Origin of the sequence: Mesorhizobium helmanticense (genome assembly GCF_003034915.1) — a bacterium.
Classification (GTDB): Bacteria; Pseudomonadota; Alphaproteobacteria; order Rhizobiales; family Rhizobiaceae; genus Mesorhizobium; species Mesorhizobium helmanticense.
This window is the reverse complement of record NZ_PZJX01000040.1, coordinates 171,146-186,861: the sequence shown is the minus strand read 5'-3', so window position 1 is coordinate 186,861 and position 15,716 is coordinate 171,146. Positions and strand designations below refer to the sequence as shown.

At 63.4% G+C, this 15,716-nt stretch carries 17 protein-coding genes; 9 read left to right on the top strand and 8 right to left on the bottom strand.

Going from position 1 to position 15,716, the window contains the following annotated elements; genetic code table 11:
• Nucleotides 1-315: 315 nt before the first annotated feature.
• From C9427_RS22345 to C9427_RS22335, 3 genes are read right to left on the bottom strand one after another with little or no spacing between them, the layout of a single operon-like run.
• Nucleotides 316-738, bottom strand: a complete 423-nt coding sequence (locus C9427_RS22345; protein WP_107651248.1) for a cupin domain-containing protein — start codon at nt 736-738, stop codon at nt 316-318.
• The gene (locus C9427_RS22340) at nt 735-1,595 is read right to left on the bottom strand and encodes a phosphoenolpyruvate hydrolase family protein (RefSeq protein WP_107651247.1); all 861 of its coding nucleotides are present in this window, start codon (nt 1,593-1,595) and stop codon (nt 735-737) included. Before C9427_RS22340 ends, C9427_RS22345 begins: the two co-directional genes overlap by 4 nt.
• Nucleotides 1,596-1,606: 11 nt before the next feature.
• Nucleotides 1,607-2,803: a Tm-1-like ATP-binding domain-containing protein gene (locus C9427_RS22335; RefSeq protein WP_107651246.1), complete on the bottom strand. Its 1,197-nt coding sequence runs from the start codon at nt 2,801-2,803 to the stop codon at nt 1,607-1,609.
• 102 nt (nt 2,804-2,905) lie between these two features.
• Here C9427_RS22335 and C9427_RS22330 point away from each other — a divergent pair, with 102 nt between their 5' ends.
• The 7 genes from C9427_RS22330 to C9427_RS22300 all read left to right on the top strand — a co-directional run bounded on the left by C9427_RS22330 (nt 2,906) and on the right by C9427_RS22300 (nt 9,631).
• Nucleotides 2,906-3,598 carry a TetR/AcrR family transcriptional regulator gene (locus C9427_RS22330; protein WP_107651245.1) on the top strand — a complete coding sequence of 231 codons (693 nt, stop codon included), beginning with the start codon at nt 2,906-2,908 and terminating at the stop codon, nt 3,596-3,598.
• Between the two features lie 359 nt (nt 3,599-3,957).
• On the top strand, nt 3,958-5,274 hold the full coding sequence (locus C9427_RS22325; RefSeq protein ID WP_107651244.1) for an ABC transporter substrate-binding protein: 1,317 nt from the start codon (nt 3,958-3,960) through the stop codon (nt 5,272-5,274).
• Between the two features lie 72 nt (nt 5,275-5,346).
• Complete coding sequence (locus C9427_RS22320; protein WP_008874205.1) at nt 5,347-6,252, top strand: carbohydrate ABC transporter permease; 906 nt, start codon at nt 5,347-5,349, stop codon at nt 6,250-6,252.
• A gap of 1 nt (nt 6,253) precedes the next feature.
• Entirely contained in the window at nt 6,254-7,213 is a 960-nt protein-coding gene (locus C9427_RS22315) for a carbohydrate ABC transporter permease (protein WP_107651243.1), read from the top strand.
• On the top strand, nt 7,210-7,446 hold the full coding sequence (locus tag C9427_RS22310) for a hypothetical protein (protein WP_107651242.1): 237 nt from the start codon (nt 7,210-7,212) through the stop codon (nt 7,444-7,446). Before C9427_RS22315 ends, C9427_RS22310 begins: the two co-directional genes overlap by 4 nt.
• Nucleotides 7,443-8,546, top strand: a complete 1,104-nt coding sequence (locus C9427_RS22305; protein WP_107651241.1) for an ABC transporter ATP-binding protein — start codon at nt 7,443-7,445, stop codon at nt 8,544-8,546. The genes C9427_RS22310 and C9427_RS22305 overlap by 4 nt, the downstream gene beginning before the upstream one ends.
• Nucleotides 8,546-9,631 carry an ABC transporter ATP-binding protein gene (locus C9427_RS22300; RefSeq protein WP_107651240.1) on the top strand — a complete coding sequence of 362 codons (1,086 nt, stop codon included), beginning with the start codon at nt 8,546-8,548 and terminating at the stop codon, nt 9,629-9,631. The genes C9427_RS22305 and C9427_RS22300 overlap by 1 nt, the downstream gene beginning before the upstream one ends.
• Before the next feature lie 12 nt (nt 9,632-9,643).
• On the opposite strand, the gene C9427_RS22295 is transcribed toward C9427_RS22300, so the two are convergent.
• Nucleotides 9,644-10,075 carry a DUF4437 domain-containing protein gene (locus C9427_RS22295; RefSeq protein ID WP_107651239.1) on the bottom strand — a complete coding sequence of 144 codons (432 nt, stop codon included), beginning with the start codon at nt 10,073-10,075 and terminating at the stop codon, nt 9,644-9,646.
• A gap of 91 nt (nt 10,076-10,166) precedes the next feature.
• On the bottom strand, nt 10,167-11,135 hold the full coding sequence (locus C9427_RS22290) for an AraC family transcriptional regulator (protein WP_107651238.1): 969 nt from the start codon (nt 11,133-11,135) through the stop codon (nt 10,167-10,169).
• A gap of 171 nt (nt 11,136-11,306) precedes the next feature.
• On the opposite strand from C9427_RS22290, the gene C9427_RS22285 reads away from it, so the two are divergent.
• Nucleotides 11,307-12,524 carry an MFS transporter gene (locus C9427_RS22285; protein WP_107651276.1) on the top strand — a complete coding sequence of 406 codons (1,218 nt, stop codon included), beginning with the start codon at nt 11,307-11,309 and terminating at the stop codon, nt 12,522-12,524.
• Here the strand turns inward: C9427_RS22285 and C9427_RS22280 are convergent.
• Nucleotides 12,521-12,868 (bottom strand): GFA family protein, encoded by a 348-nt coding sequence (locus C9427_RS22280; protein WP_107651237.1) that lies wholly within the window; start codon nt 12,866-12,868, stop codon nt 12,521-12,523. The genes C9427_RS22285 and C9427_RS22280 overlap by 4 nt on opposite strands.
• A gap of 125 nt (nt 12,869-12,993) precedes the next feature.
• On the opposite strand from C9427_RS22280, the gene C9427_RS22275 reads away from it, so the two are divergent.
• Entirely contained in the window at nt 12,994-14,289 is a 1,296-nt protein-coding gene (locus tag C9427_RS22275; RefSeq protein WP_107651236.1) for an amidase, read from the top strand.
• A gap of 24 nt (nt 14,290-14,313) precedes the next feature.
• On the opposite strand, the gene C9427_RS22270 is transcribed toward C9427_RS22275, so the two are convergent.
• Both C9427_RS22270 and C9427_RS22265 read right to left on the bottom strand, forming a co-directional pair.
• A complete protein-coding gene (locus C9427_RS22270; protein WP_245437133.1) occupies nt 14,314-14,640 on the bottom strand; it encodes a hypothetical protein in 327 nt (108 codons plus the stop codon).
• 95 nt (nt 14,641-14,735) lie between these two features.
• On the bottom strand, nt 14,736-15,716 hold the full coding sequence (locus C9427_RS22265) for an NAD(P)-dependent oxidoreductase (protein ID WP_107651234.1): 981 nt from the start codon (nt 15,714-15,716) through the stop codon (nt 14,736-14,738).

The window sequence follows — 15,716 nt, the reverse complement described above, 5'->3', positions numbered from 1 at the left end:
CTGGGCTTTGAGGCCCAGTTCGACGTGACGCATTGCCGGCTGCAGAAGCGCGAAATCCTCCGGGGAGAGGGCCTTCAATACCTGGTTGCGAAAAAGGGACTGGGGCATGGCTCTCTCCCAGACGGGCAAGAGTACGTACCCTCTTACTGTCGGCTGCATCCGAAGTAATTAGCGGCCGATATACAAGCATAGGCTTAAGTGCGCAGTTGGCAAAGCCCCGCGGCGCAGAAGCCGCGTTTCCTCAGAAGCCGGGACGGAGGTGGTTTGCCAGCAAACCGGTGAGAGTGTTCGAACTGCCACCGGCGAACAGTGCTATCAATGCCTCCCGCCGGGCGGCAGCAGCCTGAAATCCGGCAATTCCCGCAAGCCCAGTTCCGGCCCGGCCGGCGAATAGACGACGAAGAGCTGCATGGGCCCGTCGCCGGTGTTCAGCGTCGAATGGAAGCGGCTTTCCGGCACATAGATGGTGCAGCCGGGGCCGACCTTTTTGACCACTGGATTGCCCTTCTCGTCCTCGACCATCTGCTCGCCATGGCCGGAGATGACGAAGATGATCTCCTCCGCACCCGGATGGTTGTGACGCGCGTGGCCCTTGCCGGAGGGCAGGTCGACGACGCCGCCGGAAAAGCGCTCCGCGCCGTTCACTTCGGGCGCTACCGTCAGCGAGAGCTTGCCCCAGTCGAAGCCGAAGGCGCTGACGTCCTTCGGATAGACAAACACCTTGCTCTTGTCGGTCATCGTCTCATCCCTTCTTTTTCTTTGCCACCGTGCGTGACAGCCTTGAAATCGGCGGTCTGACGGGCGATCGCCGCTTCCGCCGGCAGCCGCTCCATCGAACTCGCGCCATAGAAACCATGCAGGCCCTTGCAGCGGTCAAGGATGTAGCGGGCATCGTCCGGCATCGAGATCGGGCCGCCGTGACAAAGCAGGATGATATCCTTGCGCACCGAGCGGGCGGCGGCGGCGATGGCATCGATCTCCCGCACGCAATCGTCCAGCGACTTGGCCGATGTCGCGCCGATCGAACCCCCTGTCGTTACGCCCATATGGGCGACGACGATGTCGGCGCCGGCCGTGGTCATGGCGCGCGCCTCATCCGGATTGAACACGTAGGGCGTGGTCAGGAGATCGAGCTTGTGCGCCTCGGCGATCATGTCGACCTCGAGCCCGAAGCCCATGCCGGTTTCCTCGAAGCTTAGTCGCATCTGGCCGTCGAACAGGCCGATGGTGGGAAAGTTCTGCACGCCGGAAAAACCCATCGTCTTCAGTTCGGCCAGGAATAGCGGCATGATGACGAAAGGATCGGTGCCGTTGACGCCGGCCAGCACCGGCGTCTTCTTCACCACCGGCAGCACCTCATAGGCCATCTCCTTGACGATCTCGTTGGCGTTGCCGTAGGCGAGCAGGCCGGCGGCTGAGCCGCGCCCGGCCATGCGATAGCGGCCGGAATTATAAATGATGATGAGGTCGATGCCGCCGGCTTCCTCGGCCTTGGCCGAAAGGCCGGTGCCGGCGCCGCCGCCGACGATCGGCACGCCGTCGGCGATCATCTTGCGGAATTTCTCCAGGATCTTCTTGCGCGGGATGGCGGCCATGCTGTCAGGTCTCACTTGCTGGCGATGTCGAGGAAGGCCGCTACCGCAGCCTTGGCGAATTCCGGGTCGTTGATGTGCAGCGGCAGGCGGGTCATGCGCCGGTTGGCGCTCGGCTGGATCGTGCGCTCGATGGCTTCGAACAGCGCGGCATCGGCTTCCGGATCGAAGAAGGCGCCGCCGTCGATGTCGAGCGCCGAGACGCCTTTCTCCGGGATGAGGAAGCGGACCGGACCATCGCAGCGGCCCAGTCTTTCGCCGATCCATTCGCCGATTGCGCGGCATTCCTGCGGCGTCGTGCGCATCAGCGTCACGTTCGGATTGTGCTCGTAGAATAGCCGTCCGCGATAGCGTTCCGGGATGGTCGGCGGCGCCCAGAAATTGACCATGTCGAGCGCGCCGACCGAACCGACATAGGGCAGTCCGGTGCGGGCAATGGCGCCGAAGCGATCCTCGGTCGCCGGCAGCACACCGCCGAGCAGAAAGTCGCAGACCTCGGTCGTGGTGATATCGACGACGCCGGACAGCATCCCGCTGTCGGCGAGCTTTTCCATGGCGCGGCCGCCGGTGCCGGTGGCGTGGAAGACCATGCAGTCATAGGTCGAGCGCAACTCGTCTGCGATGGCCGTTACGCATGGCGTGGTGACGCCGAACATGGTGAGACCCAGCGCGGGCTTGCCATCGGGCGGTGGCGCAGGGTTCGCCGCCATGCCTGATACCGCCTGGGCGGCGTTGTGCAGCACGACTCGCGACAGCCGATTCAAGCCAGCCATGTCGGTCACCGCAGGCATCATGATGATGTCGGAGACGTCGACATAAGGCGCGGTATCGCCCGAGGCGAGCGTCGAGACCATGATCTTGGGCAGGCCAAGCGGCAGCGTGCGCATGCCTGAAGTGATGATCGAGGTGCCGCCGCCACCACCAATGCCGATCATGCCTGCGATGTCGGCGCGCGATTGCGCGAACCGGGCGAAGGCGATGGCCATGGCCGCGACCGCGCTGCCGCGGTCATCGATGCCAAGCACGGCAGGGCTGCCGTCGGGATGGTGGCTGGCGACGTCTTCGGCCGAAACATCGACCGGCACGGTGGCAGTGCGCGTGCCAACATCGACACGCACGACAGCGGCTCCGGTAGCGGTGATCGCGTCGGCCAGGAAGGCGAGTTCCTCGCCCTTGGTGTCGGCAGTGCCCACCACGTAGATGCGCTTCATCGCGTTTCCCGCTCCCCGGCGCGCTCGGCGTCGCTGCCTGCCGCTCTTTTGCCCGGCCGCGCAGGCCATTGCAATTTTTTGAGACGCGCGTATCGTATTGATATGAAAGTCTCACGTCAACAAGCAGTGAACGACGATGCCGATCGCAGTGGCGGCCGAGGAGCCGAGCGCGGCGCTCGGGCACGCACAAGGCGATTGATGCTGGAAACGGCGACGAGACTGATGCAGGAAGGTGCAACGCCTTCGGTCAGCGAGGTCGCGGAGGCTGCGGAGGTTTCCCGCGCCACCGCCTATCGCTACTTCCCGAGCCAGGCGGCACTGGTGCAAGCGGTGGTCGACGAGGGGCTCGGGCCGATCCTCACCTGGAAATCGAGCTCCACCGATTCCGAGCGCCGGGTCGCCGAACTGTTCGAGACGGCGATGCCGCGCATCGAGGCCTTCGAGGCGACGTTCAAGGCGGCGCTGAAACTGTCGCTCGACCAGTGGGCCCGCCGGCAGGCCGGCACGCTGGGCGGCGAGCCGGCTTTCACGCGCGGCCATCGCGTCGACCTGTTGAAGGATGCGATCGCACCGCTCAAGGACCGGCTGCCGCCACGCGAATTCAAGCGCCTGGCGCAGGCCCTGTCGCTGATCTTCGGCGTCGAACTGCTCATCGTGCTGAAGGACATATGGGGGCTGGACAGCCGCAAGATGATGTCGGTCGCGCAGTGGGCGGCCGGCGCCCTGGTGCGTGCGGCGGTGGCGGAATCGATGCGCGAAGGAGGCGGAATTACGCCCGCGACGGCTGCGGAGTAGCGGCAATCTGGTTCGACCAGATTCGAATGCCGGCTACTCACAATAGTTGTAATGTTATGGCCGAAACAAGGCCCCTGTGTATCAAGGAGTAGGAAAATCGAGAGAAAACAGGCAGATAATGCAGCAGTCCGCTTGCACGGCTGTCCGCGATCGTCCAAGAAAGAGCTTGACGCGCGTCCGAAATTGGTAATACCAGATCAGGACTGACAAAGCAGATCGAAAGTGAGGGCTGAGATCCATTTCCGACTGGGCGAGGAGGCTCAAAACCGGAATGGCGCCATCACGGGAGGAACTACCAGGGCCGACCTCGCAGCCGGCTCGCATGACAAGGTAGAATGCGCACAAGGGAGGAAATCATTATGCGCAAGACAATGACCAGCATGCTTGCTGGTATCGGCTTAGTGCTCGCCTGCGGAACGTCCGTCTACGCGCAGGACAAGGAACTCACCATATTCTGGGCTGAATGGGATCCGGCGAACTATTTGCAGGAACTCGTCAACCTTTACGAGGCCGAGACCGGCGTGAAGGTCACGGTCGAAACCACGCCTTGGTCCGACTTCCAGACCAAGGCATTCACCGAGTTCAATGCCAAGGGCAGCGCCTACGACATGGTGGTCGGCGACTCGCAGTGGATCGGCGCGGCTTCCGAGGCGGGCCACTATGTCGACCTCACCGACTTCTTCAACAAACACAATCTGAAGGAGGTGATGGCGCCAGCGACGGTCAAGTACTATGCCGAATATCCATCGGACTCTGGCAAGTACTGGTCGATCCCGGCCGAGGGCGACGCGGTCGGCTGGTCCTACCGCAAGGACTGGTTCGAGGACCCCAAGGAAAAGGAAGCCTTCAAGGCCAAGTATGGCTACGATCTCGACGTGCCGAAGGATTTCAAGGCGCTGCGCGACATCGCCGAATTCTTCCACCGTCCCGACGAGAAGCGCTACGGCGTCGCCATCTACACCGACAACTCGTATGACGCTCTGGTGATGGGCGTCGAGAACGCCATCTTCTCCTTCGGCGGCGAACTTGGCGACTATGCCAACTATAAAGTCGACGGGATCATCAACTCCGAGCAGAACGTCAAGGCGCTCGAGGCCTATAAGGAGCTCTATTCCTTCACTCCTCCTGGTTGGGCCAAGAGCTTCTTCATCGAGGACAACCAGGCGATCACCGAGAACCTGGCGGCGATGAGCATGAACTACTTCGCCTTCTTCCCGGCGCTCATCAACGAAGCCTCGAACCCGAATGCCAAGGCCACCGGCTTCTTCGCCAACCCTCCAGGACCGAACGGCGACCAGTTCGCCGCGCTCGGCGGCCAGGGCATCTCCGTCATCTCCTATTCCCAGAATCAGGAAGAGGCGATGAAGTTCCTGGAATGGTTCATCAAGGAAGATACGCAGAAGAAATGGGCGGAACTCGGCGGTTACACGGCAAGTGCCAAGGTGCTCGAGTCGCCTGAATTCCAGAACGCCACGCCTTATAACAAGGCCTTCTACGAAACCATGTTCAAGGTGAAGGACTTCTGGGCGACGCCGGAATATGCCGAGTTGCTCATCCAGATGAACCAGCGCGTCTATCCGTACATCACCGGCAATCAGGGCACGGCCAAGGAAGTGCTCGATTCGCTCGCCGCGGACTGGAACGCGACGTTCAAGAAATACAACCGCGTGAAGTAAACGACACTAACGCTCGGAAGGGGCGGGAGCCGCCCCTTCCGTTTTCTTTTCCGGACAAGGAAGGAACGGGCCTTGGCCACTGCAGTCATGACCACGCTGGATCCCAATTCGCGCTCCGCCGCCCGCGGCATGAGCGATCTCACGATCCGCAATCTCTTCATCATTCCGACGATCGTTTTCCTGATCGTCTTCAACATCTTTCCGCTGATCTATTCGCTCGGCTATTCGTTCACCGACTTTCGCGCGTCGAGCCCGGCGGCGGCCAATTTTGTCGGACTGCAGAATTACCGCGAGTTGCTCAACGACCCGTTCATCTGGTCGAATTTCGCCATCACCGCCAAGTATGTCATCGTCTCCGTGGTCGGCCAGGTCATCGTCGGCTTCGGCGTGGCGTTGCTGCTCAACCGCGATATCCCGTTGAAGGGCCTGCTGACGACGCTGCTGCTGTTGCCAATGATGCTGTCGATGGCTGTCGTCGGCCTGTTTTGGAAACTGCTCTACGATCCGTCCTTCGGCATCATCAACTATACGCTCGGCCTCGGCTCCTTCGAGTGGCTGTCCAACCCGGACATGGCGCTCTACGCGGTTGCCATCACCGACATCTGGATGTGGTCGCCGTTCGTGATGCTGCTGTCGCTTGCCGGCCTGTCGGCGGTGCCGAAGCACCTCTACGAGGCGGCCGCGATCGACCGCGCCGGCTCGTTCTATACCTTCTTTCGAATTACGCTGCCCTTGGTCGCGCCGATCCTGATGATCGCGGTCATTTTCCGCACCATGGAGGCGTTCAAGACCTTCGATCTCGCCTACATCCTGACCAGCCAGCCAACCACCGAGGTGATCTCGATCCGGCTCTACAAGATGGCGTTCCAGGAATGGCAGACCGGGCGCTCCTGCGCGCTTGCCTACATCGTGCTGATCATGATCCTGGCGATCACCAACATCTACGTCAAATACCTGAACAAGGTGAAGGAGCGCTAGAATGGCCGCTGTCACCACCTCTACCGAGCGTTCGCTCAACAAGCTCGCCATTGTCGGTGTGCTGATCATCACGATGATCTTCCTGGCGCCGATCTACTGGATAGCCTCGACGGCGTTCAAGCCGCGCAACCTTGCCACCACCATTCCGCCGACGGTGGTGTTCCAGCCCGAGATATCACCCTTCGTGAAGCTCTTCACCAAACGGTCGCAGTTGCGCACCGCGCCGACGCCGGAACAATACGCCGCCGCCCCGTGGTGGGAGCGTCTGGTGTTCGACGGCGGCGAGAAGGTGGTGCGCTCAGGCAGGGGCGAGGTGCAGTGGTCGGGTTATCCGAGCCGCTTCATGAACTCACTGATCGTCGCCATAACCTCGACCGTCCTGGCCGTCGGCATGGGCACCTTCACCGCATACGGTTTCTCGCGCTTCAAGGTGAAGGGGGAGCAGGATCTGCTCTTCTTCATCCTGTCGACGCGCATGCTGCCGCCAGTGGTGGTGGCGATCCCGATGTTCCTGATGTACCGGGTCGTCGGTCTCAACGACACGCATTGGGGCCTGATCATCCTCTACACCGCCTTCAACCTCAGCTTCTCGGTCTGGCTGATGAAAGGGTTCATGGACGAGATTCCGAAGGAGTATGAGGAGGCGGCCCTTGTCGACGGCTATACGCGCATGGAGGCCTTCTTCAAGATCGTGCTGCCGGAGGCGGCCACCGGCATCGCCGCCACCGCCGTGTTCTGCTTCATCACGGCGTGGAACGAATATGCCTTCGCGCTGATCATGACCAACCGCCGCGCCCAGACAGCACCGCCCTTCATCCCCAGCCAGGTCGGTTCCGGCCTGCCTGACTGGACGGTGATAGCCGCCGGAACCTTCCTGTTCCTGCTGCCGGTCGCGATCTTCACCTTCCTGCTCCGCAACCATCTCTTGCGCGGCATGTCCTTCGGAGCGATCCGCAAATGAGCTTTCGCGCCATCAATCAGAAATATCTCGAGCCCGGCAGCCAGGTGCTGATGGTGCTTGGCATCATCGCGCTCTGCCAGCCGTGGAACATGCTGCTGCACAGCTATGGCGTGACCATCATCCTGATCGGCCTGATCGGTTTCAACATCACGTCGAAGATCGCGCCGGAGGAAAAAGCCGGTACCGGGCAGGTAGCAAATCCCGGGGCAGCACATCCGGGAGCACAGCATTGACCCAGATCGAGCTTCGCGGTGTCCAGAAGTATTTCGGCGCCGTCCAGGTCATCAAGGACCTTAACCTGAAGATCGACGACAACGAGTTCATCGTGCTGCTCGGCCAGTCGGGCTGCGGCAAGACGACGACGCTTCGCGCCATCGCGGGGCTGGAGACGATCGACGGCGGCGATATCCTCATCGACGGCAAGCCGGTCCAGCATCTCAAGGCCGCTGACCGCGACATCGCCATGGTCTTCCAATCGTTCTCGCTCTATCCGCATATGAGCGTCTACGAGAACATCGCCTTTCCGCTGAGGGCGACGCGCAAGAGCAAGGCCGAGATCGACCAGGAAGTGCGCTCGGTCGCCAAGACGCTGCAGATATCGGATCTGCTGGCGAAGAAGCCGTCGGCATTGTCGGGCGGCGACATGCAGCGCGTCGCCATTGGCCGGGCACTGGTGCGGCGTCCCAAGGCGATGCTGATGGACGAGCCGATCGGGGCACTCGATGCCAAGCTGCGCGAGGAGATGCGGGCCGAGATCAAGCGGTTGCACATCAAGCAGGGCTCGACCACCATCTATGTCACCCATGACCAGATCGAGGCGATGAGCCTCGCGGACCGCATCGTCATCATGCATGAAGGCGTGCTGCAGCAGGTCGGTTCGCCGGACGAGGTCTATTCGCGGCCGGCCAATCTGTTCGTTGCGCAGTTCGTCGGCAGCCCGGTGATGAACGTCGCCGACGCGGCGGTGGCGGAAAAAGCCTCGTCCGCCTCGGTGACGGTCGGCGGAGCAGCCACCGGCTTCGAATTCCCGGGTGCGTTGCTGTCGAAGCTCAACGGCCATGCCAGCGACAAACTTGCGCTCGGTATCCGGCCGGAAGGCGTCATCGTTCGCCGCGAAGCCGCCGATGGCTTCTTGCCGGTCGAGGCGCAGATCGTCGAGCCGCTCGGATCCTTCGACATCGTCGACCTCAAGGTCGGCTCCCAGATGCTGCGTGCCCGCACCAAGAGCGGTTTTATCAGCGGGCCCGGCGTGAAGGTCTTTGCCAGGATCGATCCGGCCCAGACGCATTTCTTCGATAAGGCGAGCGGCAAGTCGCTGGGGGTGAGACTCTGATGGCCCATATCCAGCTCAAGAACATCTCGAAGACATTCGGCAATCACACCGCATTGACCGGGCTTAATCTCGACATTGGCGACGGCGAGTTCTTCGTGCTGCTCGGCGAGACGGGCGCCGGCAAGACGACAACGCTGCGCATGATCGCCGGCCTGGAGAAGCCGACCGAAGGTCAGGTCTTCATCGACGGCGTCGATGTCGCCAACTGGGGTGCGGCCGAGCGCGACGTGGCGCTGGTTCTGCAGCAATACTCCCTCTATCCGCGCTACACGGTGCGCCAAAATCTCGAATTTCCGCTGAAGCCGAAAATCCGCCGGCTGCCCGACGCCGAGATCAAGGATCGTGTCGATCGTGCCGCCCGGACGCTGCGGATAGAACATCTGCTCGACCGCAAGACCGACCGTCTCTCGGGCGGCGAGATGCAGCGCGTGTCCATCGGCCGCGCCATCGTGCGCAAGCCGCGCGTGTTCCTGATGGACGAGCCGCTGTCGGCGCTCGACGCCAAATTGCGTGAGGCGCTGCGCACCGAGCTGAAGAACCTGCAGATGCAGCTCGGCGCGACCTTCCTGTTCGTGACGCACGACCAGATCGAGGCGATGTCGATGGGCGACAAGGTTGGCGTGCTCAACCATGGCCGCATCGTCCAGACCGGCACGCCGTATGAGATCTATAACAATCCGCGCGACACCTATGTGGCTAGCTTCGTCGGTTCGCCGCCGATGAACCTGATCGACGGCAAGCTCGTCAACGGCCGCGCGGTGATGGCGCCGCTGAATTTCGAACTGCCTTTTGAGGGGAGAGCCAAGACAAGCGGTGCGACCGACGGTCGCCCGCTCGTCTTTGGCATTCGTCCCGAGGATGTCTATCTCGAGAGCGGGGCGCCGGTGGAAGCGCGCGTCCACGATGTCGAGAACCATGGCGTCGAGAAGATCCTGACGCTGCGGGTCGGCGACGCCATGCTGCGCGCCACGGTGCCGGCCAGGACCGATGTCGAGATCGAGCAGCCGGTGCGCTTTGCCTGGGACCCGGACAAGGTGGTGCTGTTCGACAAGGGCAGCGGCATCAATCTGCGCCACGCGGGATGAGGCGGGCGTCCGTTACTTCTGCAGATAGGTCTCGTAAGGTGCGTCGTTGATCAAGAGGATCACGCACTCGGTGTCCGAGAGGCACGCGTCGTCATGCATCTCATTGGCTTTCTGGGTCCAGTAGGATCCGGGAGGAAGCTCGACCTTGGTGGCCTCGCCGCCGTCCATTTGCCAATGCGCCCATAGCCCCTGGATGACCACGGCGCGATAGTCGGCGGTGTGCGCGTGAACCGGTGCGCGCCAGTTGCCGGGGACCTTGAGCAGGGTTCCCGCCGGGCCCTTGGCCCGTTCGCCCCAGAGCGCGCCGAGGCGTTGCGGCTGGTCCGGCGCTTCAGCGACATAGGGGATATTGCCGGCCGGCAGGTAGCTGTCTTCAAGAGCGAATGCCTGCCCGGGAACGAAGGACAGGGCGGCGAGCGCAAGCAGTAGAGAATGATCGGCCATAGCGGGTTCCTCCGCTTGCCAGATTATTCACGAGACGTCGCCGGGCAATGACGCGCCGTCCAAAAGACTTGGCAAATCCTCCGGGCTTAAATTAGGACGCGTCGTCGCCGCCGGTGTTGCGCAGATGGCTCGGCGCCACGCCGATGACCCGCTTGAACGCGCGGCTGAAAGACGCTTCCGAATCGTAACCCAGTTTCGCCGCCGCCACGGAAACCCTCATCCTGTCGCGGGCCAGCCATTGGCGGGCCTGGTGCATGCGCACGCGCAGCACATATCTGGCCGGCGTCTCGCCGACCACAGTGGCGAAGCGCTGGGCAAAGGCGGAGCGTGAGGCCCCCATCATCCGCGCCAGGGCTTCGACCGTCCATTCGCGTTCCGGCTGCAGATGAATGGCCGCCAGCACCTTGCCGATATCGGGATTTCTGACCGCCGCGATCCATCCGGTCGCGTCGCCGCAGCCATTCTCCACCCAGGAGCGAATGATCGTCGCCGCCAGCACGTCGGCGAGGCGCGCCAGAATGCCGCCTGATCCGACCCGATCCATCGTCACCTCGCCGGCCATCGCATCAAGCAGATGCTGGATGCCCGGCGCGTTCGCCATCAGCTTATGCGCCTGCATCAAGTCCGGCATCATGTCGAGCAACGGGTGCGAGCCGTCGAGGTTGAAATGCATGCTGCCGCAGAATAGCAGGGTCTTGGGGCCCCCGCACTCGTTCGAAACGTCATAGATGTTCTCGCAGACCGGCTCGATCGTGTAGCGGCCGATCGGCACCGGAGGCACGCCCGGCGCGCTGGCTAGCACATGCTCGTCGCCGCGCGGGATCAGGAGCGCGTCGCCCACCGACAGCTCGACCCATTCCTTCGCCGGAGCGAACAGCCAGCAGCCCTGCTGGCCAATGAAGTGAAACCGGGCCGCCTTCTGAGCAGGAAAGGACACCGCCCAGGGTTCTCCCAACACGCAGCGTCCATAGTCGACGCCATCAAGGCGCAGGCCACGCAGCATGTCGGTCAGCGGATCGCCGGAAGTGGCCAGCGTTGTTTTGGATGAATTGTAATTCATTTCGGTGTTTATAGCATGGAAACTCCAACCCGTCACTCCCATGTTGCAGTGCAGCCAAATGTTGCGCCGCAACCCAGCCGGACTGACAGCGCGCCCGTTGAAGCATGTAACGGGTGGAGCCTGAGCCAGTCATTTCCTATGTGGCGCTGCAACCAGACCGGAGATCCCACCATGACCGAACCCGCCACAGTCATCATCGACGCCGCTGTTCTCGACGCCTCCGAATCCGAAGAACGAGCCGAGCCGGCCTGGGGGGCGGTGGTATCGCTGGCGCTTGGCGTGTTCGGCCTGGTGACCGCCGAATTCCTGCCCGCCAGCCTGTTGACGCGGCTGGCGCAGGATCTCGGCATAACCGAAGGTGCTGCCGGGCAAGCCGTCACGGCGACAGCGGTGGTTGGCGCAATCGCGGCGCCAACCATGGCCATCGTCACCAAGCGGCTCGACCGCAGGCTGGTCATGTGGGGGCTGACCGTGCTGCTGATCGTCTCGAACCTGCTCGCGGCCTTCGCATCGTCGCTTCCCGTGCTTCTGGCCGCCCGCGTCGTGCTTGGCGTCGCCCTTGGCGGTTTCTGGTCGATGTCGGCGGCGATGGCCATGCGGCTCGTGCCGATGCGGCTGATGCCGCGCGCCATGTCGATCATCCTCACCGGCGTTTCGGTCGCCACTGTTACCGCGGCCCCGGTTGGCGCCTATGTCGGCGACATCTGGGGATGGCGCACCGCCTTCATGATCGCAGCCGTGGTCGGCGCCCTGGCGCTCCTGGTGCAGATCGCCACAATTCCGCGATTGCCGCCGGCGGGCGCTGCCAGTTTTCGTACCTTGCTCGAGGTGATGAAGCGGCCGACGATCAGGGCAGCACTTCTGGTGGTGCTGCTGGTCGCCTCGGGGCACTTTGCCGGCTTCACCTATGTCCGGCCATTTCTCGAGAAGGTTCCGGCGCTGGATATCGAGACGATCTCGCTGGTGCTGCTTGCCTATGGCATCGGTGGGTTCTTCGGCAATTTCGCCGGCGGCTTCATGGCCGAGCGCAACCTCAAGGCAGCCGTCGGCCTGGCGCCTCTGCTGATTGCGTTGTCGGCGCTGCTGCTGCTCGTTCTTGGCGCCTCGCCAGTAGTGGCGGCAGTGGCGGTCGCCGCCTGGGGCTTTGCCTTCGGCGCGGTGCCGGTCGGGCTGCAGACCTGGCTGGTGCGCGCCGCTCCCGACCAGGCCGAGAGCGCCGGTGGGCTGATGGTCGCCACTTTCCAGGTGGCGATCGCGTTGGGCGCCGTCTTCGGTGGATTGCTGGTCGATCACGCAGGGGTGGCCAGCGCCTTCGCCTATTGCGGTATCGCGACGCTGCTGGCGGCATTGGCGACGTTCCTGCTCGGGCCGAAGTCCGAAAGAGCCTAAGCCGAGCTGCCGTCGAAGTCGAAAACTTCCACCGCGGCAAGGTCGAGGCCGTCCAGACAATTGATGTTGACATAAGCGCTTCGCTCACTCCCTTCGCCGACGTCCTCGGCGAAGGGGTGGATGCCGCAGGTGCGGCAGAAGCGATGCGCGATGCCGCCCTTGCCGAACGTATACCGGCCGAGATCATCGCCCCAAGCCAGCAGCCGCAATTTCTGATACGGCACGGCCCACAACAGTGCGCCCTTGCGAGAGCAGATCGAGCAATTGCAGCGCACGGCTCCGCCAAGCTCGCCTTCCACCTCGAATGCCACTTTGCCGCAATGGCAGCTGCCTCTGTAGTGCATCGGATTTCCTCTTTCGTCGCTTCGACAGGTGCAAACTCGCCCGCGCCGGGTTATGCCTTTCGCGCACGCCAGACGTTGGCCGCTGCCTGAAAGACGTTCAAGACGTCCGGAGTCCGACACCGAAAATGCAATCCGTGCGCGATCATATCGAAAGCTTGCTGGCGCGCCTTGCGGCTCGTGCCGGTGAAGAACGCGTGTTCACCAAGCTCTATGCCGAAGCCGCACGGGCCGCCGCCGACGCCAGCGATGCGCGCAAGCGGGCAGGAGTGAGGCTGGGCCCACTCGACGGCACCATCGTCTCGATCAAGGATCTCTTCGATGTCGCTGGCGAGCCGACCACGGCCGGTTCGCTGCTGCTGGCCACCACGGCGCCGGCGGTGCGGGACGCCGTCATCGTCAGCCGGTTGCGGCAGGCCGGCGCGGTCATCATCGGCAAGACCAACATGACCGAATTCGCCTTCACCGCGATCGGCGACAACCAGCACTACGGCACACCTGGCAACGCGGTCGATGCCAGCCTGATCCCGGGCGGCTCGTCCTCCGGCGCCGGCGTTTCGGCCGGCGAGGCCACCAGCGACATCGCCATTGGCTCCGATACTGGCGGCTCGGTGCGCATTCCGGCGTCGCTGAACGGCGTCGTCGGCTTCAAGCCGACGGCGCGGCGCGTGCCGCTCAGTGGCGCTTTCCCGCTCTCCGCCACGCTGGACTCCATCGGCCCGCTCGCCCGCTCCGTCGCCGAATGTGCCGCGGCCGACGCGGTGATGGTGGGCGAGGAACCTGCAGCCCTTGTACCGCTTGCGCTTGCGGGACTTCGTGTCGGCATCCCGCGCGGCCTGCTTTTCGAAGACACCGAAAGCGAGGTCGCCACGGCATTCGATCGCAGCCTCGCCAGGATCGAGCAGACAGGCGCGCGCCTGGCGGATGTATCGATCGACGACCTGCTTGCCGATCTGCGTGCCGCCACCAAGCGGGCATCGATCGCTGCCATGGAAGGCGCCGAAATCCATGCCGACTGGCTGGTGACGGGCGCATCGGTGCCCGTCGACCCATGGGTGAGCGAGCCATTGTCGCGGGCCGCCACAATACCGACGCCGGTTTACATCAGGGCACTGCGCCGTCGCACGGCACTCTGCGCCGCCATGGACGAGCGGCTGGCGTCGGTCGATGTGCTGGCGCTGCCAACCACACCGGTGACGGCGCCGACCATTGTTTCGATGGCCGAGAATGCCGATCTGCGTGAACGCACTGAAGGTCTGCTGCTGCGCAACACGCAGGTCGTCAACCAGTTCGATCTCTGCGCGATCTCATTGCCGATGCCAGGGACCGCGCGGCCGGCCGGGCTGATGCTGGTGTCGCGCAATGGCCACGACCGGTATCTGCTGCGGATCGCTGCCGAAATTGAAGCATTGCTTGGCTGTTGATTAGTCGGCTGATGATGTGAAGGGTCAGCGCGATGAACAGTGGCTGCGTTCGCTGTCCTTGGCCGTGCGTTCGATGCCGGTCGCGACCAGCCAGGGCAGCGTGTATTGCCTGCCGTTGAAGGTCCGGGCCCGGGTTTCGATGGAGCCGACGATGACGAGCTTGCCGGCGTAGAGCCTGTCGGAAAGCGCCTTGTCCTCCTGCGGCAAGTGATCGATGTCGATCGACACGCCATTGACGACCTTGCCGGTGGCGAGATCAAGCGCGCTGTTCGACGGGCAGGGGGCCATGACGCAGCGCAGGCCGTTGTCGCAATAGACATAACTGCTCTTGGCCGCAGCGAGCGAGGGCAATGCGCAGGTCAAACAAGCGGCAACAGTCAGAAGAGCGAGGCGAAGACCGGACATGGTTGCAACGTCGCGGAGAATTAGGGCGAAACCGCGATGGGTTATGTGTCGGCCGGAAAGCGTCGCCGGTAGTGCTCGACCACTTCGGGATTGCGCAGATTGACCGGCAATTTGTTGGCCAGCACCAGCAAGGCCTCGGCCGCCGCGCCGGTGCCCATGCGCATCATCGATTGCTCGGTGATCCCCGCCATGTGCGGGGTGACGATGACATTGTCGAAGCTGAAATAAGGATGATCCGGCGGCAGCGGCTGCGTCGCAAAGACGTCGAGCGCGGCGCCGCCGATGCGGCCCTTTTTCAGCGCTTCGATCAGTGCGTCATCGTCGATCACCGGTCCGCGCGAAACATTGATCAGCAGGGCATCCGGCTTCATCCGAGAGATACGCTCGCGGTTGATCAGGCCACGCGTCTCCGGTGTCAGCGGGCAGGACAGAACGATGATGTCGCTCTGTTCGACCAGCGCATCAATCGACAGCAAGCCGACCCGGTCCGGCGCCGGCCGCATGCTGCGCGCCGCCGCCACCACGTCGAGGCCGAAGCCATGTGCCGCGATATGGCCGACCGCCTGGCCGATGGCGCCGAGGCCGACAATGCCGATCGTCTTGCCGGCGAGTTCGCTGGCCACCACGGTGTGCTCGCGACCGGCCAGCCAGCCTTTCGTGCGCAAGTCACGATCCAGCACGCGGAAACGTCGAAGCAACGCCAGGGCCGCGAACATAATGTATTCGGCGACGGACCGCGCGTTCACTCCCGGTACGTTCGCCACCAGCACGCCGGCGGCGGCCGCCGCTTCCATCGGGACCATGTCGAGGCCGGCGCCGTGGCGGATCGCGGCCCTGAGCTTGTTCGCCCCTTCGAAGAGCGCTGATGGCAGTGGAGCGCGAACGATGATGACATCGGCGTCGCGCGCCTCGGCGGCCAGCGTGGCGGCGTCGAGGGCGGAGGCGACAACGAGGTCACCGGCGCCGGTCAGCATGGCGGAAGCGCGCGGGTGCAACGTGTGCGTCGACAGAATCTTGGGCAT